At 72.5% G+C, this 15,737-nt stretch carries 15 protein-coding genes, 1 tRNA gene and 1 pseudogene; 15 read left to right on the top strand and 2 right to left on the bottom strand.

The window, feature by feature from the left end:
• Positions 1-56 precede the first annotated feature (56 nt).
• The 3 genes from GA0070564_RS03830 to GA0070564_RS03820 all read left to right on the top strand — a co-directional run bounded on the left by GA0070564_RS03830 (position 57) and on the right by GA0070564_RS03820 (position 2,898).
• Positions 57-962 carry a TatD family hydrolase gene (locus GA0070564_RS03830; protein WP_091604519.1) on the top strand — a complete coding sequence of 302 codons (906 nt, stop codon included), beginning with the start codon at positions 57-59 and terminating at the stop codon, positions 960-962.
• A 32-nt stretch (positions 963-994) separates the two neighbouring features.
• Positions 995-1,864, top strand: a complete 870-nt coding sequence (gene rsmA / locus GA0070564_RS03825; protein ID WP_091602497.1) for a 16S rRNA (adenine(1518)-N(6)/adenine(1519)-N(6))-dimethyltransferase RsmA — start codon at positions 995-997, stop codon at positions 1,862-1,864.
• Between the two features lie 77 nt (positions 1,865-1,941).
• Positions 1,942-2,898 (top strand): 4-(cytidine 5'-diphospho)-2-C-methyl-D-erythritol kinase, encoded by a 957-nt coding sequence (locus GA0070564_RS03820; RefSeq protein ID WP_091602491.1) that lies wholly within the window; start codon positions 1,942-1,944, stop codon positions 2,896-2,898.
• An 87-nt stretch (positions 2,899-2,985) separates the two neighbouring features.
• Here the strand turns inward: GA0070564_RS03820 and GA0070564_RS03815 are convergent, their stop codons facing one another.
• Positions 2,986-3,657, bottom strand: coding sequence for a DUF6518 family protein (locus GA0070564_RS03815; protein ID WP_091602488.1), 672 nt, complete (start codon positions 3,655-3,657; stop codon positions 2,986-2,988).
• Positions 3,658-3,828: 171 nt separating this feature from the next.
• Here GA0070564_RS03815 and GA0070564_RS03810 point away from each other — a divergent pair, with 171 nt between their 5' ends.
• From GA0070564_RS03810 to GA0070564_RS03800, 3 genes are all read left to right on the top strand, one after another.
• Positions 3,829-5,628: an ABC-F family ATP-binding cassette domain-containing protein gene (locus GA0070564_RS03810; protein ID WP_091604516.1), complete on the top strand. Its 1,800-nt coding sequence runs from the start codon at positions 3,829-3,831 to the stop codon at positions 5,626-5,628.
• A gap of 93 nt (positions 5,629-5,721) precedes the next feature.
• The gene (locus tag GA0070564_RS03805; RefSeq protein WP_091602485.1) at positions 5,722-6,177 is read left to right on the top strand and encodes a DUF4383 domain-containing protein; all 456 of its coding nucleotides are present in this window, start codon (positions 5,722-5,724) and stop codon (positions 6,175-6,177) included.
• A gap of 150 nt (positions 6,178-6,327) precedes the next feature.
• Positions 6,328-6,798, top strand: coding sequence for a DUF4383 domain-containing protein (locus tag GA0070564_RS03800; RefSeq protein WP_091602482.1), 471 nt, complete (start codon positions 6,328-6,330; stop codon positions 6,796-6,798).
• Between the two features lie 7 nt (positions 6,799-6,805).
• On the opposite strand, the gene GA0070564_RS03795 is transcribed toward GA0070564_RS03800, so the two are convergent.
• Complete coding sequence (locus tag GA0070564_RS03795) at positions 6,806-7,504, bottom strand: TetR/AcrR family transcriptional regulator (RefSeq protein WP_091602479.1); 699 nt, start codon at positions 7,502-7,504, stop codon at positions 6,806-6,808.
• A 72-nt stretch (positions 7,505-7,576) separates the two neighbouring features.
• Here GA0070564_RS03795 and GA0070564_RS03790 point away from each other — a divergent pair, with 72 nt between their 5' ends.
• The 9 genes and pseudogenes from GA0070564_RS03790 (at position 7,577) to cysN (ending at position 15,692) form a co-directional block, all read left to right on the top strand.
• On the top strand, positions 7,577-7,993 hold the full coding sequence (locus GA0070564_RS03790) for a helix-turn-helix domain-containing protein (protein WP_091602476.1): 417 nt from the start codon (positions 7,577-7,579) through the stop codon (positions 7,991-7,993).
• Between the two features lie 38 nt (positions 7,994-8,031).
• A tRNA-Gln gene (locus GA0070564_RS03785) sits at positions 8,032-8,102 on the top strand.
• Between the two features lie 33 nt (positions 8,103-8,135).
• Positions 8,136-9,704 (top strand): annotated as a pseudogene (gene glmU, locus GA0070564_RS03780) (bifunctional UDP-N-acetylglucosamine diphosphorylase/glucosamine-1-phosphate N-acetyltransferase GlmU).
• A 53-nt stretch (positions 9,705-9,757) separates the two neighbouring features.
• On the top strand, positions 9,758-10,738 hold the full coding sequence (locus GA0070564_RS03775; protein WP_091602470.1) for a ribose-phosphate diphosphokinase: 981 nt from the start codon (positions 9,758-9,760) through the stop codon (positions 10,736-10,738).
• A 319-nt stretch (positions 10,739-11,057) separates the two neighbouring features.
• Positions 11,058-11,765: a 50S ribosomal protein L25/general stress protein Ctc gene (locus GA0070564_RS03770; RefSeq protein WP_091602467.1), complete on the top strand. Its 708-nt coding sequence runs from the start codon at positions 11,058-11,060 to the stop codon at positions 11,763-11,765.
• A 113-nt stretch (positions 11,766-11,878) separates the two neighbouring features.
• Positions 11,879-12,469, top strand: a complete 591-nt coding sequence (gene pth / locus GA0070564_RS03765) for an aminoacyl-tRNA hydrolase (protein ID WP_091602464.1) — start codon at positions 11,879-11,881, stop codon at positions 12,467-12,469.
• A 90-nt stretch (positions 12,470-12,559) separates the two neighbouring features.
• A complete protein-coding gene (locus GA0070564_RS03760) occupies positions 12,560-13,393 on the top strand; it encodes an inositol monophosphatase family protein (RefSeq protein WP_091602461.1) in 834 nt (277 codons plus the stop codon).
• An 80-nt stretch (positions 13,394-13,473) separates the two neighbouring features.
• Positions 13,474-14,385, top strand: a complete 912-nt coding sequence (gene cysD, locus GA0070564_RS03755; protein ID WP_091602458.1) for a sulfate adenylyltransferase subunit CysD — start codon at positions 13,474-13,476, stop codon at positions 14,383-14,385.
• Positions 14,385-15,692 (top strand): sulfate adenylyltransferase subunit CysN, encoded by a 1,308-nt coding sequence (gene cysN, locus GA0070564_RS03750; protein ID WP_091602455.1) that lies wholly within the window; start codon positions 14,385-14,387, stop codon positions 15,690-15,692. The genes cysD and cysN overlap by 1 nt, the downstream gene beginning before the upstream one ends.
• Positions 15,693-15,737: the final 45 nt, after the last annotated feature.

The raw sequence follows: 15,737 nt of genomic DNA, 5'->3' as shown, positions 1-15,737 counted from the left end.
CGGGCAGGTGAACGGCCGGTCACGGGTGGGAGACCCCGGGCGTACGCGGGTGTGTGATGCTGGCGACGATGAGCGAGCAGACCGAGACCCGCAAGCAGCGTGCCGCCCGCCGGGCCGGCGAGTTCCCGCCCGCGCCGGAGGCGTTGCCCCGCCCGGTGCCGGACAGCCACACCCACCTGGACATCACCGTCGGCGAGTACGGCGGACCCGTCCCGGGTGGTGGGGACGCCGGGGATCCGGTGGCGGCGGCGATCGAGGTGGCCGCCGCCGTCGGCGTCGACCGGCTGGTGCAGGTCGGCGTGGACGTGCCCTCCTCCCGCTGGGGGGTCGAGGTGGCCCGGCGGTACCCGGCGGTGCTGGCCACCGTCGCGCTGCACCCGAACGAGGCGCCCCGGCTGGCCGACCTGGACGAGGCGTTGCGCGAGATCGAGGCCCTGGCCGCCGACGACCGGGTCCGGGGCGTCGGCGAGACCGGGATGGACTTCTTCCGCACCGGCGACGAGGGGCGGGCCGCGCAGGAGGAGAGCTTCCGGGCGCACATCGCCATCGCCAGGCGGCACGGTCGGGCGCTGGTCATCCACGACCGGGACGCGCACGCCGACGTGCTGCGGATCGTCGACGACGAGGGCGCCCCGGACACGGTGGTGATGCACTGCTTCTCCGGGGACGCGGACTTCGCCCGGGAGTGCGTCCGCCGGGGCTTCCTGCTCAGCTTCGCCGGCACGGTCACCTTCGGCAGCGCCGGTGCGCTGCGCGAGGCGGCGGCGGTCACCCCGATCGACCAGCTCCTGGTGGAGACCGACGCGCCGTACCTCACCCCGATGCCGTACCGGGGGCGGCCGAACGCGTCGTACCTGATCCCGCTGACGGTCCGGTCGCTCGCCGCGACCACCGGCGCCGACCTGGACGAGCTCTGCGCGGCCATCTCGGCCAACGGCGAGCGCGCCTTCGGCCCGTGGTGAGCGGCTCCGATCCCGCCGCTACGCTACGGGGCGTGACCGGTCTCCTCGGCCCGGCGGAGATCCGGGAACTCGCCGCGCGCCTCGGCGTCGCGCCGACCAAGAAGCTCGGCCAGAACTTCGTGCACGACCCGAACACGGTGCGCCGGATCGTCGCCGCCGCCGGGCTGGCCGCGGAGGACGTGGCGCTGGAGGTCGGCCCCGGGCTCGGCTCGCTTACCCTGGCCCTGCTGCCGGCCGCCGCCCACGTGCACGCGGTGGAGATCGACCCGACGCTGGCCGGCGCGCTGCCGGAGACCGCCGCCCGGTTCGCCGGGCCGGCCGCCGACCGGCTCACCGTCCACCGGGCCGACGCGCTGCGGGTCACCGCCGCCGAGCTGGCCGATCCGCCGCCGACCGCGCTGGTGGCGAACCTGCCCTACAACGTCGCGGTGCCGGTGGTGCTGCACCTGCTGGCCGAGCTGCCCAGCCTGCGCCAGGGCCTGGTGATGGTGCAGAAGGAGGTCGCCGACCGGCTGGTCGCCGGTCCCGGCTCCAAGGTGTACGGCATCCCGTCGGTGAAGCTCGCCTGGTACGCCCACGCCCGGGCCGCCGGCAAGGTGCCGCCGAACGTCTTCTGGCCGGTGCCGAACGTCGACTCCGGGCTGGTCGCCTTCACCCGCCGCGAACCGCCCCGCGCCGACGTGGCCCGGAAGGCCGTCTTCGCGGTGGTCGACGCGGCGTTCGCCCAGCGTCGCAAGACGTTGCGGGCGGCCTTGGCCGGCTGGGCCGGTGGACCGGACCGGGCCGCCGCCGCGCTCACCGCCGCCGGGGTGGACCCGGGGGCCCGGGGCGAGTCGCTGACCGTCGAGCAGTTCGCCGCGATCGCCGCGTCGGCCCCGGTCGGTACGCCGCCCGCGAAGTAGGCTGACGCCGTGCCCGCCGAGGAGTTGATCGTGGAGAAGCCGTGCGAGGTCCGGTCGCGGATTCGGGACGTCGCCCCGTGACCGAGGCCTGGGGACCGGACGACGAGGACGAGCCGCGGCTGCGCGGAGCCAGTGGCCCGGTGCGGGTCCGGGTCCCGGCGAAGATCAACCTGCATCTCGGGGTGGGTCCGCTGCGCCCCGACGGCTACCACGAGCTGAACACCGTCTACCACGCGATCTCGCTGCACGACGAGCTGACCGCCCGCCGGGGCGACACCCTCACCCTCACCATGGAGGGGGAGGGCACCGGCGAGCTGGCCCTGGACGACTCCAACCTGGTGATCCGGGCGGCCCACGCCCTCGCCGCGTACGCCGGGGTGCCGCCGTACGCCCGGCTGCACCTGCGCAAGCAGATCCCGCTGGCGGGCGGGCTGGCCGGCGGCAGCGCCGACGCCGCGGCGGCCCTGGTCGCCTGCGACGCGCTGTGGGGGACCGGCCTGTCCCGGGACGAGCTGGCGGCCATCGCCGCCGGCCTCGGCTCCGACGTGCCCTTCCTGATCCACGGCGGCACCGCGCTCGGCACCGGGCGGGGCGAGGCGGTCAGCCCGGTGCTGGCCCGGCCGACCAGCTGGCACTGGGTGGTGGCGGTCGCCGACGGTGGCCTGTCCACCCCGGAGGTCTACCGCGAGCTGGACCGGCTGCGCGCCGCCGGCGCCGCGGCAGCGCCGCTGGGCAGCGCCGACGCTCTGCTCGCCGCCCTGCGGCAGCGGGACCCGGCGGTGCTGGCTGCCGCCCTGGGCAACGACATGCAGGCCGCCGCGCTCTCCCTGCGCCCGGCCCTCGCGGCGACGCTGAAGGCCGGCGAGGCCGCCGGCGCGCTCGCCGGCCTCGTCTCCGGCTCCGGCCCGACCTGCGTCTTCCTCGCCGCCGACGGGTCGGACGCGGAGCGGATCGCCGCCGAGATCGAGGCCGCCGGGGTGTGCCGGGCCGCCCGGGCCGCCCACGGCCCGATGCCGGGGGCCCGCGTCGTCTGACCGGCGAGCGGGAGCCACCGCACCCGGCTCGCCGTCCCGACCGGCACGTCCGGGAGGTGGCGGCGGCGCGTCGGGGAAGCGGACAGCTCAGTCGCCGAAGCCGGCGACGGTGAACCCGGCGAAGCCGATCGCGGCGAGCACGATCGCCGCGGTGAGCGCCAGCAGACGTACCCGGTTCGTCCGCGCGACGAGCAGGATCAGGGCGACACCGAGGATCGCTTCGATCGCCGCGGTCTGCAGGCTGTCGGTCCGGTAGTTCGGTCCGCGGCCGGGGTTGTCGCTGCGATCGACGAGCATCGCCGCCTCGGCGAGCAGGACCGCGCCGGGCATGGCCACGGCGATCGGCCGCAGCCATGGTCGGCGGTCGTGGGTCAGCCCGCCCGCCGCTCCGAAGAGCGCGCCGGCGAGGACTCCGAAGGCCGACCACATGATCCCCGTCGGGGACCACAGCATCTGCACGTCGTCGTCCATCACGACCGCCGCCGTGAGGTGGTAGACCTGAACGGCGACGACCAGCAGCACGATCCCGGCAAGGGCTGACCGCCACCAGCCGGCGCGGAGCCACCAGCCGATGCCGAACGCGCCCAGCGCCCAGACGGCGCTGGAGTTGGCGAGGTTCGCCCAGGGGTACGGCAGGGTGCGCTGCAGCAGCAGGTCGACCGCGCCCAGGAGAACTCCGCAGGCCGCCACGGTCAGTACCTGGTGCCGACGCCGGACCTCACGGTTGGTTGTCGTCATGCTGATCTTGGGGTCCGTCACGGCGTGACTGTAGTTTCGACCGCTCGCCGGGCACCATCGGGGAGATCCCCGGAACCACCCCGAGAAGCGCCGGCTGTCCTTCGTCGCGGCGGGACCGCGTACCCTGGAAGACCTCAGGCGTCCCGTGCCCGCCGGCACCGGGACGCCTTGATCATGGAGGTGGGTGGGGTCGTGGCCAACATCGTCAACCTGGACCGGGTGTCCAAGGGCTACGGCGCGGCCGGTCAGCTGCTCACCGACGTCTCGCTCGGCCTGGACGACGCCGACCGGATCGGCGTGGTCGGCCTCAACGGGGCCGGCAAGTCGACCCTGCTGCGGATGCTCACCAAGCAGGAGGAGCCGGACGACGGCCGGGTCACCCACCGGCGTGACCTGCGGGTGCTCTGGCTGCCGCAGAGCCTCACCCTGGACGCCGAGGCGACCGTCCGGGACGTCGTCCTGGGCACTGCCTGGCTGGCGCAGAGCATGGGCGCCGAGCACGAGTGGGCCGGTGACGCCGGGGTCCGGGCCATCCTCGACGGCCTCGGCATGCCCCACCTCGGCCTGGACCAGCCGGTCGGCCCGATGTCCGGTGGTGAGCGCCGCCGGGTGGCGCTGGCCGCGCTGCTGGTCCGCGAGGCCGACCTGCTGATCCTCGACGAGCCCACCAACCACCTGGACGTGGGCGGCGTCGACTGGCTGGCCCGGCACCTGGTCACCCGCAAGGGCGCGCTCGCCGTGGTCACCCACGACCGCTGGTTCCTGGACGCGGTCTGCACCACCACCTGGGAGGTCGCCGACCAGACCGTCCGGGCGTACGAGGGCGGCTTCGCCGCCTGGATCCTGGCCCGCGCCGAGCGGCAGCGGGTCGCCGCCGCCACCGAGGCCCGCCGGCAGAACCTGCTCCGCAAGGAGATCGCCTGGCTGCGCCGCGGCCCGCCCGCGCGTACCTCCAAGCCGAAGTTCCGGATCGACGCCGCCAACGCGCTCATCGACGACGTGCCGCCGCCGCGCGACACCATGTCGTTGCAGCGGATGGCCACCGCTCGGCTCGGCAAGCAGGTGTACGACCTGGCGGACGTGCGGCTGCACGCCGGGCCCAAGGAGATCCTGCACGGCACCACCTGGCAGGTCGGCCCCGGCGACCGGATCGCGATCCTGGGCCGCAACGGCGCCGGCAAGACCACCCTGCTGCGGATGCTGGCCGGGATCACCCGCCCCGACGGCGGCCGGTTCCACACCGGTTCCACGGTCAAGCCGGCGTTCCTCTCCCAGGAGCTGGCCGAGCTGCCCGGGCACCTGCGCGTCCTGGAGGCCGTCGAGGAGGTCGCCCGCCGGGTGCAGCTCGGCGACCGGGAGATCTCCGCCGCCCAGCTCGCCGAGGTCTTCGGCTTCGACGACCGGCGGCTCTGGACCCCGGTCAGCGACCTCTCCGGCGGGGAGCGCCGACGACTCCAGATGCTCCGGCTGCTGGCCGGTGAGCCGAACGTGCTCCTCTTCGACGAGCCCACCAACGACCTGGATACCGACACCCTGGCCGCGCTGGAGGACCTGCTCGACTCGTGGCCGGGCACGATCATCGTGGCCAGCCACGACCGGTACCTCATCGAGCGGGTCACCGAGTCCGCGTACGGGATGTTCGGCGACGGCCGGCTGGTGCACCTGCCCGGCGGTGTCGACGAATACCTGGCCCGCGCCGCCGCGGCCGGTGGCCCGGCGCCCGCCGACCTCACCCCCGCCACGGCCGGCGCGGACCGGTCCGGCATGTCGGCCGCCGAGGTACGCACCGCGCGCAAGGAGCTCGGCAAGCTGGAGCGGCAGGTCGCCAGGCTGGAGCAGAAGGAGGCGGCCCTGCTCGAACAACTCGCCACGCACGCCACCGACTACGCCCGGGTGGCCGAGCTGGACGCCCAGCTGAAGGAGTTGCGGGCCGAGCGGGAGCGGACCGAGGAGGCGTGGCTCGGCCTGGCCGAGCAGCTGCCGGAGGGCTGACCGACCCCCGGGTGGGGGGTGTGCGGCGTCACAGGCCGGCATGCGGGAGAATTGTTCGCGACCCCTCACCCGAACGGTCTTGGAGACACAGACATGGCCCACACCCCCGTCAACCACCCCGCGCGGCCGATCTACCGGGCGATCGGCGGGCTCGTTGGTCTGTACTACGTGGTCTTCGGAGTGCTCGGCGTCATCGCCAGCCTCGGCGACGACTTCTTCGCCCAGAATGACACCCGGTCCCTCGGCCAGGGCACGAATCTGGCATTCTCGCTGCTCGCCATCGGAATCGGGGCGGCCGTGCTGGCCGGCACCGTGCTCGGCCGCAACCGCGACGTCGTGATCAACGGCTACCTGGCGTACGCCCTGATGGCGATCGGCCTGGCCGCGCTCGCCTTCATCCAGACCGACGCCAACATCCTCAACTTCAGCATCGCCACCGTGGTGGTCACCCTGACCCTGGCCCTGGTGCTGCTGATGGTCAGCATGTACGGCAAGGTCGGCACCGAGGAGGAGAAGGAGGCCTGGGAGAAGGCCCGCCTGGTGCTCTGAGCCGCGTTCTCCGGTCCCGGTCCCGCCGTCGCGGGGCCGGGACTTGTCGTTCTCCGGCCTTTCCGCTCGTGCCCCCGGTGTTTCGGCGGACAGTTCCGCCGACGTACGCGACAATTCCGAGGAATCGGTCATCGCTGGACGGAGGCGGTCATGGCGCATTTCCCGGTGAACCACCCGGCGCGCCCGCTATACCGGGTCTTCGCCGGTCTGGTCGGGCTCTACATCCTGGTCTTCGGGGTCTACGGCGTCGTCGAGACCTGGGGTGAGTCGCTCTTCGACCGGGGCAGCCACTGGGCCCTCGGGCTCCGCACCAACCTGGCGTTCTCGCTGGTGTCGGTGATCTTCGGGATCATCCTGATGATCGGGGCGTCCCGGCGCAGCAACCTCGGCCACTACATGAACCTGACCGCCGGGGTGGTCTTCATGGTCACCGGGGTGCTGATGATGAGCGTGCTCCAGACCAGCGCGAACTTCCTCAACTTCTCGATGTCCACGGTGATCGTGTCGCTGCTGTTCGGGCTGCTGCTGCTCGCCACCGGCCTCTACGACAAGGTCGGCCCGGACGAGCACGCCGCCGTGGAGGCCCGGCACCGCCGGCCCACCGTCTCCGGCAACCACTGACCGGGCCTCACTCGCCCCGGACGGCGATCAGGCCGGGCGTCGCCTCCAGGTGCGACAGCCCGTTCCAGGCCAGGTTGACCAGGTGCGCGGCGACCGTCTCCTTGCCCGGCTCGCGCACCTCCAGCCACCACCGGCCAGCCAACGCCACCATCCCCACCAGTGCCTGCGAATAGAGCTCGGCCAGCTTCGGGTCGTAACCCCGGGCCGAGAACTCGGCGCCCAGGATGTGCTCGACCCGGTGCGCCACGTCGTTCATCACGCTGCTGAAGCTGCCCGCCGCCGACATCACCGGCGACTCCCGGACCAGCACCCGGAAGCCGCTGGTCTCCTCCTCGATGTAGCCGAGCAGGGCCGTTGCCGCCTGCTCCAGCAGCTCGCGCGGATGCCCGGCGGTCAGCGCGGTGGCGATCCGGTCCAGCAGGGCGCGCACCTCCCGGTCCACCACCACGGCGTACAGGCCCTCCTTGCCGCCGAAGTGCTCGTAGACCACCGGCTTGGAGACCCGGGCCCGGGCGGCGACCTCCTCGATGGAGGTGGCGTCGAAACCGCGCTCGGCGAAGAGCTGACGGGCGATCGCGATGAGCTGCTCGCGGCGTTGGCCGGCGGACATGCGTACCCGGGGGGTGGGTTTGCCGGCCGGGGTGCGCCGACGGGCACCCTCCGTCTCGCCGTGCCGCCCGGCGTTCGCCCCGCTGCGCTCCGTCACCCGACCATCCTGCCAGGTTCCCCGGGCCGCGGAACGCCCATCGGCGTCGTACGCCTGTCCTAATCTGCGGTCATGGCCGAGGTGGACGGGGACGAGGTGCGGCGACTTCGCGCGGAGGGAGGGCTCTCGGTGGCGCAGATTCGGGAACGGACCGGCCTTGGACGCAACCGCGTACAGGAGTTGCTGCGGGGTGTCCCGCCGCCGGAGTTGACCCGCCGGCCGACGGCCAAGGATGAGCTGCGGGCCGAGGCGCTGAAGCTGCGCGCGCAGGGTGGCACCGTGCCCGACATCGCGGACCGTCTCGGGGTGGCGCGGTCCACGGCCTATCTGTGGGTGCGGCACGTGCCGCTGGAGGCCGACCCGGCGGTCGTCCGGGCGCCGGGTGCCTCGTGGTGGAGGTGCCGAGATCGAGGCCGCTGTATTGGCGGATGGAGGGGACGGTGCGGGGAATGGCCGGTGGAGATCCCGACCGGGAACGGTAAGGTGTAGTCAGCCACCAGCGGGTGCTTTTTGCCCGTTTTCGACCTTCCCGGGTCGTCTAATGGCAGGACGTCAGGTTTTGGTCCTGATTATAGGGGTTCGAATCCTCTCCCGGGAGCTTCTGCGATCTGTCCCTCGTCGCCTGGTTAGCATGGCCGCGAGACTGTCCGCCTTCCCGACGGGAGCATGCGTCGTGTCCCAGCCCCACCTCCGCACCGTCGTCGTGCTCGCCGCCGGTGAGGGCAAGCGGATGAAGTCCGACCTGCCCAAGGTGCTGCACCCGATGCTCGGCCGGACCCTGATCGGCCACGTGCTGACCGCCGCCGCCCCGGTGGGCGCCGAGCGCACCGTCGTGGTGGTGGGCCACCGCGCCGAGCAGGTCCGTGAGCACCTGTCCGAGGTCGCCCCGCAGGCCACCCCGGTGCTCCAGGAGCGGCAGCTCGGCACCGGCCACGCGGTCCGGATCGCGCTGGAAGCCGTACCGGACGCGACCGGCACGGTGGTGGTGCTCAACGGCGACGTGCCGCTGCTGCGCGCCGAGACGGTCGCCGCGCTGGTCGAGGCGCACGAGGGGGCCGGCGCGGCGGCGACCGTGCTGGCCGCCGCGGTGCCGGACCCGACCGGCCTGGGGCGGATCGTCCGGGACGGCGCCGGCCGGCTGGAGCGGATCGTCGAGGAGCGGGACGCCACCCCCGCGCAGCGCGAGCTGCGCGAGATCAACGCCGGCATCTACGCCTTCGACCTGGTCCGGCTGCGCGAGGCGCTGGGCAAGCTCTCCACCGACAACGACCAGGGCGAGGAATACCTCACCGACGTCTTCGAGCTGTTCGCCTCGGCGGGCGAGCCGGTTGCGGTGCACGTCGCGGCCGACCACACCGAGACGCTGGGCTGCAACGACCGGGTGGAGCTGGCCGGCCTGCGCCGGCTGCTGCGCGACCGGGTCAACGAGGCGTGGATGCGGACCGGGGTGACCGTGCTGGACCCGGCGACCACCTGGATCGACGTGACCGCCACCGTCGAGCGGGACGCGGTGATCGACCAGAACACCCAGCTCCAGGGCGCCACCGTGGTCGGCGCCGGCGCGCTCGTCGGCCCGGACACCACGCTGATCGACACCACGGTCGGCGAGGGCGCCAGCGTGGTCCGCAGCCACGCGGTGGGCGCCGAGGTCGGCCCGCAGGCCACCGTCGGCCCGTACGCGTACCTGCGGCCGGAGTCGCGGCTGGGGCGCAAGGCCAAGGTCGGCACGTTCGTGGAGACCAAGAAGGCCACCATCGGCGAGGGTTCCAAGGTGCCGCACCTGTCGTACGTGGGGGACGCCACGATCGGCGAGCACAGCAACATCGGCGCCGCCACGGTCTTCGTCAACTACGACGGGGTGTCCAAGCACCACACCACCATCGGCAGTCACGCCCGTACCGGCGCCGACAACATGTTCGTGGCGCCGGTGGAGGTGGGCGACGGGGCGTACACCGCGGCCGGCTCGGTGATCATCGCGGACGTGCCGCCGGGCGCGATGGCGGTGGCCCGGGGTCAGCAGCGCAACGTCGACGGTTGGGTGCTGCGCAAGCGGGCCGGAACGGCGGCGGCCGAGGCGGCCCGGCGGGCCCGCGAGGGTGCGTCGGATTCCGGTGCCACCGCAAGCGAAGGTGACTGAATCCACGGGGGTGCGGAGGCGCTGGGTGGACCGGTGAACCCGGGGCATACTGCAACCGAATAGTCCCCGGCTCCACCGCCGCCGGGAACCACCGACACACGGGAGCAGACGGGCCCATGGGCAGCATCGTCGCCGAAAACCGCAAGAGCCTGATGCTCTTCTCCGGACGAGGGTTTCCGGAGCTGGCGAAGGAGATCGGTGAGGTGCTCGGCGTCGCGCCGACGCCGGCCGACGCCTACGAGTTCGCCAACGGTGAGATCTTCGTGCGGTTCAAGGACTCGGTACGCGGTTCCGACGCGTTCGTGGTCCAGTCGGTCACGCACGGCGTCAACACCTGGGTCATGGAGACCCTGATCATGATCGACGCGCTGAAGCGGGGCTCCGCCAAGCGGATCACCGTGGTCCTGCCGTTCTACCCGTACGCCCGGCAGGACAAGAAGCACCGCGGCCGGGAGCCGATCTCGGCCCGCCTAGTGGCCGACCTGCTGAAGACGGCCGGGGCGAACCGGATCCTCACGGTCGACCTGCACACCGCGCAGATCCAGGGCTTCTTCGACGGCCCGGTGGACCACCTCTTCGCGATGGACATCCTCGCCGAGTACGTCGAGCGCAAGTACGCGGGCCGGCCGATGACGGTGGTGGCGCCGGACTCGGGTCGGGTGCGGGTGGCCGAGCGCTGGACCGACCGGCTGGGCGGCTGCCCGCTGGCGTTCATCCACAAGACCCGGGACCCGCTGAAGCCGAACCAGGTGGTGGCGAACCGGGTGGTCGGTGACGTCGAGGGCCGGGTCTGCCTGATCGTCGACGACATGATCGACACCGGTGGCACGATCACCAAGGCCGCGGACATCCTCAAGGAGCAGGGCGCGGCGGAGATCGTGGTGGCCTCCACCCACGCGCTGCTGTCGGACCCGGCGACCGAGCGGCTGAAGAACAGCCCGATCAGCGAGGTGGTGGTGACCAACACGCTGCCGCTGCCGCCGGAGAAGCAGCTCGACAAGCTCACCGTGCTGTCGATCGCCCCGCTGCTGGCCCGGGCCATCCGGGAGGTCTTCGACGACGGTTCGGTGACCACCCTGTTCGGCGGTCTGAGCTGAGCCTTCCCACCCCCGGTCCGGTCTGCCCGGCCGGGGGTGGACCCTTTTCCGGCGGGGAGGTTTGGCCGCCGGTCGGCAGGGGTAATGGGCCGGCCAATCGGGGATACGGGTACTGCTGCGAGGGGTCGATTCGGCTCGGGTAGACTGGTGCGGTTGCCACGGCGAGGGTGCCCGGCGGGCCGCTGAAAAGCGCCGCACGGAGGCGCCGTCATCGACGCGGTGCTCCGGGCAGTCGTTGAGACGTAGAGCCCCTGCGAGCCCCTCGCCCAGCACCGCCAGACGACAAAGCCGCCGCAGCGAAAGTATCAGGAGTTTCCCCGTGTCCGAGGTAAAGATCAGCGCCGAGCCCCGTACCGAGTTCGGCAAGGGTGGTGCCCGTCGTACCCGCCGGGCCGGCAAGGTGCCCGCCGTGCTTTACGGTCACGGCGAGAAGCCCAAGCACATCGCCCTCCCGGCCCGCGAGTTCGCCGCCGCCATCCGTAACGGTGGCGCCAACCAGCTCCTCGCCATCGAGGTCAGCGACGGCACCCAGGTGCTGGCGCTGCCGAAGGCGATCCAGCGCGACCCGATCAAGGACACCTTCGAGCACGTCGACCTGATCCTGGTCCGCCGGGGCGAGAAGGTCACCGTCGAGGTCCCGGTCCAGCTGACCGGCGAGGCTGCCCGCGACACCCTGATCGTGCACGACCACGACACCCTGTCGGTGGTCGCCGACGCCACCAAGGTGCCGGACCACCTGGAGGCCTCGATCGAGGGCCTGGAGGCCGGCAACCAGGTCACCGCCGCCGACGTGGAGCTGCCGGCCGGCGTCGAGCTGGCCACCGACCCGGAGACCCCGGTCGCCGCGGTGACCGCCGCCCCGACCGCCGAGCAGCTCGAGGCGACGCTGCCCGAGGTCGAGACCGCCGACGAGGAGGCCGAGGCCGGCGTCGGCGAGGAGACCGCCGAGTCGTCCGAGGGCGCCGAGGCCGGCGAGCCGGCCGCCGCCGGTGGCGAGGAGAGCGCCGAGGCCAAGACCGAGGCCTGATCGGTTCGAGATCGTGTGACAGGCGTCCCCGTACCCCGGGGGCGCCTGTCGTCGTATCGGCGTCGCCCGCCGAAGGCGGGACGGGCGCCGGGCTGACGCGGGAGGGAACGGGCGTGACGGACGAGTCGGGGCCGTGGCTGGTGGTCGGTCTGGGCAACCCGGGCCGGGAGTACGCCGGCAACCGGCACAACGTCGGCTTCATGGTGGCCGACCTGCTGGCCGGTCGGGTGGGCGCCAGGTTCGGGCGGCACAAGCGGGCGGTCGCCGAGGTCGCCGAGGGGCGGCTCGGCTTCGGTGGGCCGCGGCTGGTGCTGGTCAAGCCGTTGACGTACATGAACCTCTCCGGCGGGCCGGTGGCCGCGCTGGCGCAGTTCTACAAGGTGCCGCTCGGCCAGGTGGTCGCGGTCCACGACGAGCTGGACATCCCGTACGGGCAGCTGCGGGTCAAGTGCGGTGGCGGCGAGGGCGGGCACAACGGCCTGCGGTCGATGTCCCGCTCGCTGGCGGGCAAGGACTACGTCCGGGTGCGGTTCGGTGTCGGCCGGCCGCCGGGCCGGCAGGACCCGGCGGACTTCGTGCTGTCGGACTTCGCCGCGGTCGAGCGCAAGGAGTTGGAGTTCCTGGTCGACCGGGCTGCGGACGTGGTGGAGTCGGTGATCACCCGAGGGGTGGAGCCGACCCAGAACGCGTACCACGGGGTGTGAGCCGGGTGGGCCGGCGCGCACGGCGTAGATTGGCCTCTTCTGGCCTGGCGTGGGCGGTGCCGCCCGTGGCTACGTGACGGGAGCAGACTGATGGGCAGTCCACCGATGATCGACGGTGCGTTCGCGCGGTGGCTCGCCGCCCGGGCCGGGCAGGCGCTGCTGGCCCTCCGGGAGGAGCTGGGCTTCGCCGACGGCGGCGCGCTCAAGGCCGCGGGCGACAAGATCTCCCACGACCTGATCCGTACGGAGCTGGCCCGGTGGCGGCCGGGGGACGCGGTGCTCTCCGAGGAGGACGAGGGTTCCCGGCTGGCCTGGGCGGCGGAGGTGAACCCGGACGCGGTGTCCCGGATGACCGCCGACCGGGTCTGGATCATCGACCCGTTGGACGGGACCCGGGAGTTCTCCGAGGAGGGCCGCTCGGACTGGGCGGTGCACGTGGCGCTCTGGGCGCGCAACGCGCCGACCCCGCACGGCCTGGTGGCCGGCGCGGTGGGATTGCCGGCGCAGCACCGGGTGCTGGGCACCGACTACCCGCCCGCGTACCCGCCGATGACGTTGGAGGCGGCGACCTCCGGGGGTGGCCGGGTGATCCGGCTGGCGGCGAGCCGGTCCCGGCCGCCGGTGTTCCTGACGGACCTGGCCGAGGAGGTCGGCGCCCATCTGGTGCCGATGGGTTCGGCGGGCGCGAAGATCGCCGCGGTGATCACCGGCGAGGTCGACGGGTACATCCACGCGGGCGGGCAGTACGAGTGGGACTCGGCCGCCCCGGTCGCTGTGGCGACGGCCACCGGACTGCACGCTTCCCGGATCGACGGTTCTGCGCTGAAATACAACGAGGCCGACCCGCGCCTGCCCGACCTGCTGGTCTGCCGCAAGGATCTCGCCAGTCGGTTGCTTGCAGCGTTGCAGCGGCACGCCGGGTAGCCTGAGTCGCACTTCTTGACGAGTCCGACCGGAAAGGTCTGGAATCCCATGGGTGGTTCCTTGCGAATCGAGCTCCTGTCATGACGGCCCCCGCCGCGTACCGGGTCTCGCACCTCGACGCGCTCGAGGCGGAGAGCATCTTCGTGATGCGTGAGGTGGTCGCCGAGATGGAGCGGCCGGTGCTGCTCTTCTCCGGCGGCAAGGACTCGATCGTGATGCTCCGGCTGGCGCAGAAGGCGTTCGCCCCGGCGAGCATCCCCTTCCCGGTGATGCACGTCGACACCGGGCACAACTTCCCCGAGGTGCTGGAATACCGCGACCAGCGGGTCACCGAGCTGGGCCTCCAGCTGATCGTCGCGAGTGTGCCCGAGGCGCTGTCGAACGGCCTGGTACGCGAGTCCGCCGACGGGATGCGCAACCGGATCCAGACGCCGGTGCTGCTGGACGCGGTGGAGAAGCACCGCTTCGACGCGCTCTTCGGCGGCGCCCGCCGCGACGAGGAGAAGGCCCGGGCCAAGGAGCGGGTGTTCAGCTTCCGCGACGAGTTCGGCCAGTGGGACCCGAAGAACCAGCGGCCGGAGCTCTGGTCGCTCTACAACGGCCGGCACCACCCGGGCGAGTCGATCCGGGTCTTCCCGCTCTCCAACTGGACCGAGCTGGACGTCTGGCACTACATCGCCCGGGAGCGGATCCCGCTGCCGTCGATCTACTACGCGCACGAGCGTGAGGTGATCGAGCGCGAGGGCATGCTCTACGCGGTCAACGAGTTCATCCGCCCCCGGGCGGGCGAGGAGCGGTTCAAGGCCCAGGTGCGGTACCGCACGGTGGGCGACGCCTCCTGCACCGCGGCCGTCCGCTCCGACGCGGACACGGTCGAGAAGGTGATCGAGGAGGTCGCGGCGACCCGGATCACCGAGCGGGGCGCGACCCGCGGCGACGACCGGGTCAGCGAGGCCGCCATGGAGGACCGCAAGCGGGAGGGCTACTTCTGATGAGCGTCGACACCGCGGCTCCGGCCGACTCCGTGCTCCCCGAGGGGCGCCCGATGGACCTGCTCCGGTTCGCCACGGCGGGCAGCGTCGACGACGGCAAGTCGACCCTGATCGGCCGGCTGCTCTACGACACCAAGTCGCTCTTCACCGACCAGCTCGCCGCGGTCGAGGCGGTCAGCGCGGCCCGGGGCGACGAGTACACCAACCTGGCGCTGCTCACCGACGGCCTGCGCGCCGAGCGGGAGCAGGGCATCACCATCGACGTGGCGTACCGCTACTTCGCCACCCCGCGGCGGAAGTTCATCATCGCCGACACCCCCGGGCACATCCAGTACACCCGGAACATGGTCACCGGCGCCTCCACGGCCGACCTGGCGCTGATCCTGGTGGACGCCCGCAAGGGCCTGGTGGAGCAGTCCCGCCGGCACGCCTTCCTCTGCTCGCTGCTGCGGGTGCCGCACCTGGTCCTCTGCGTCAACAAGATGGACCTGGTGGACTGGTCGCAGGAGGTCTTCGAGCGGATCGCCGACGAGTTCACCGCCTTCGCCACGAAGCTGGACGCGCCGGACCTGAGCGTGGTGCCGATCTCGGCGCTGCGCGGCGACAACATCGTCTCCCGGTCGGAGAACATGCCCTGGTACGAGGGGCCGTCGCTGCTGCACCACCTGGAGCGGGTGCACATCGCCTCCGACCGCAACCTGGTCGACGTCCGGTTCCCGGTGCAGTACGTCATCCGCCCGCAGTCCACCACCGTCACCGACTACCGGGGCTACGCCGGTCAGGTGGCCTCGGGCGTGCTGAAGCCCGGCGACGAGGTGATGGCGTTGCCGTCCGGCTTCACCAGCCGGATCGCCGCGGTGGAAACCGCCGACGGGCCGGTGGACGAGGCGTTCCCGCCGATGTCGGTCACCGTACGGCTCGCCGACGAGATCGACATCTCCCGGGGCGACATGATCTGCCGGCCGAACAACGCCCCGGCGGTGACGCAGGACGTCGAGGCGATGGTCTGCTGGATGGACGAGAGCCGGCCGCTGCAGGTGGGCGGGAAGTACGCGATCAAGCACACCACCCGGTCGGCGCGGGCGATCGTGCGTGGCCTGCACTACCGGCTGGACATCAACACCCTGCACCGGGACGAGTCGGCCACCGAGTTGAAGCTCAACGAGATCGGCCGGGTGCGGCTGCGGACCACCGTGCCGCTGCTCGCCGACGAGTACCGCCGCAACCGGACGACCGGTGGGTTCGTGATCATCGACGAGACCACCAACCGGACGGTCGCCGCCGGCATGATCGTCGACACCGCCTGACCGGCTCCAGGTGTCAGGAAGGGCCCCCTGCCATACGCGAAGCGT

This window comes from Micromonospora mirobrigensis, assembly GCF_900091555.1.
Taxonomy (GTDB): Bacteria; Actinomycetota; Actinomycetes; order Mycobacteriales; family Micromonosporaceae; genus Micromonospora; species Micromonospora mirobrigensis.
This window is presented reverse-complemented; position numbering and strand designations above follow the sequence as displayed.

What these genes read in the sequence shown, in the direction of transcription:
- GA0070564_RS03830 (WP_091604519.1), top strand. Translation starts at nt 57, where the DNA reads ATGCTGGCGACGATGAGCGAGCAGACCGAGACCCGCAAGCAGCGTGCC.
- GA0070564_RS03805 (WP_091602485.1), top strand. Translation starts at nt 5,722, where the DNA reads ATGGCCCACACCCCCGTCAACCACCCCGCGCGGCCGATCTACCGGGCG.
- GA0070564_RS03800 (WP_091602482.1), top strand. Translation starts at nt 6,328, where the DNA reads ATGGCGCATTTCCCGGTGAACCACCCGGCGCGCCCGCTATACCGGGTC.
- GA0070564_RS03790 (WP_091602476.1), top strand. Translation starts at nt 7,577, where the DNA reads ATGGCCGAGGTGGACGGGGACGAGGTGCGGCGACTTCGCGCGGAGGGA.
- GA0070564_RS03775 (WP_091602470.1), top strand. Translation starts at nt 9,758, where the DNA reads ATGGGCAGCATCGTCGCCGAAAACCGCAAGAGCCTGATGCTCTTCTCC.
- GA0070564_RS03760 (WP_091602461.1), top strand. Translation starts at nt 12,560, where the DNA reads ATGGGCAGTCCACCGATGATCGACGGTGCGTTCGCGCGGTGGCTCGCC.
- cysD (WP_091602458.1), top strand. Translation starts at nt 13,474, where the DNA reads ATGACGGCCCCCGCCGCGTACCGGGTCTCGCACCTCGACGCGCTCGAG.
- cysN (WP_091602455.1), top strand. Translation starts at nt 14,385, where the DNA reads ATGAGCGTCGACACCGCGGCTCCGGCCGACTCCGTGCTCCCCGAGGGG.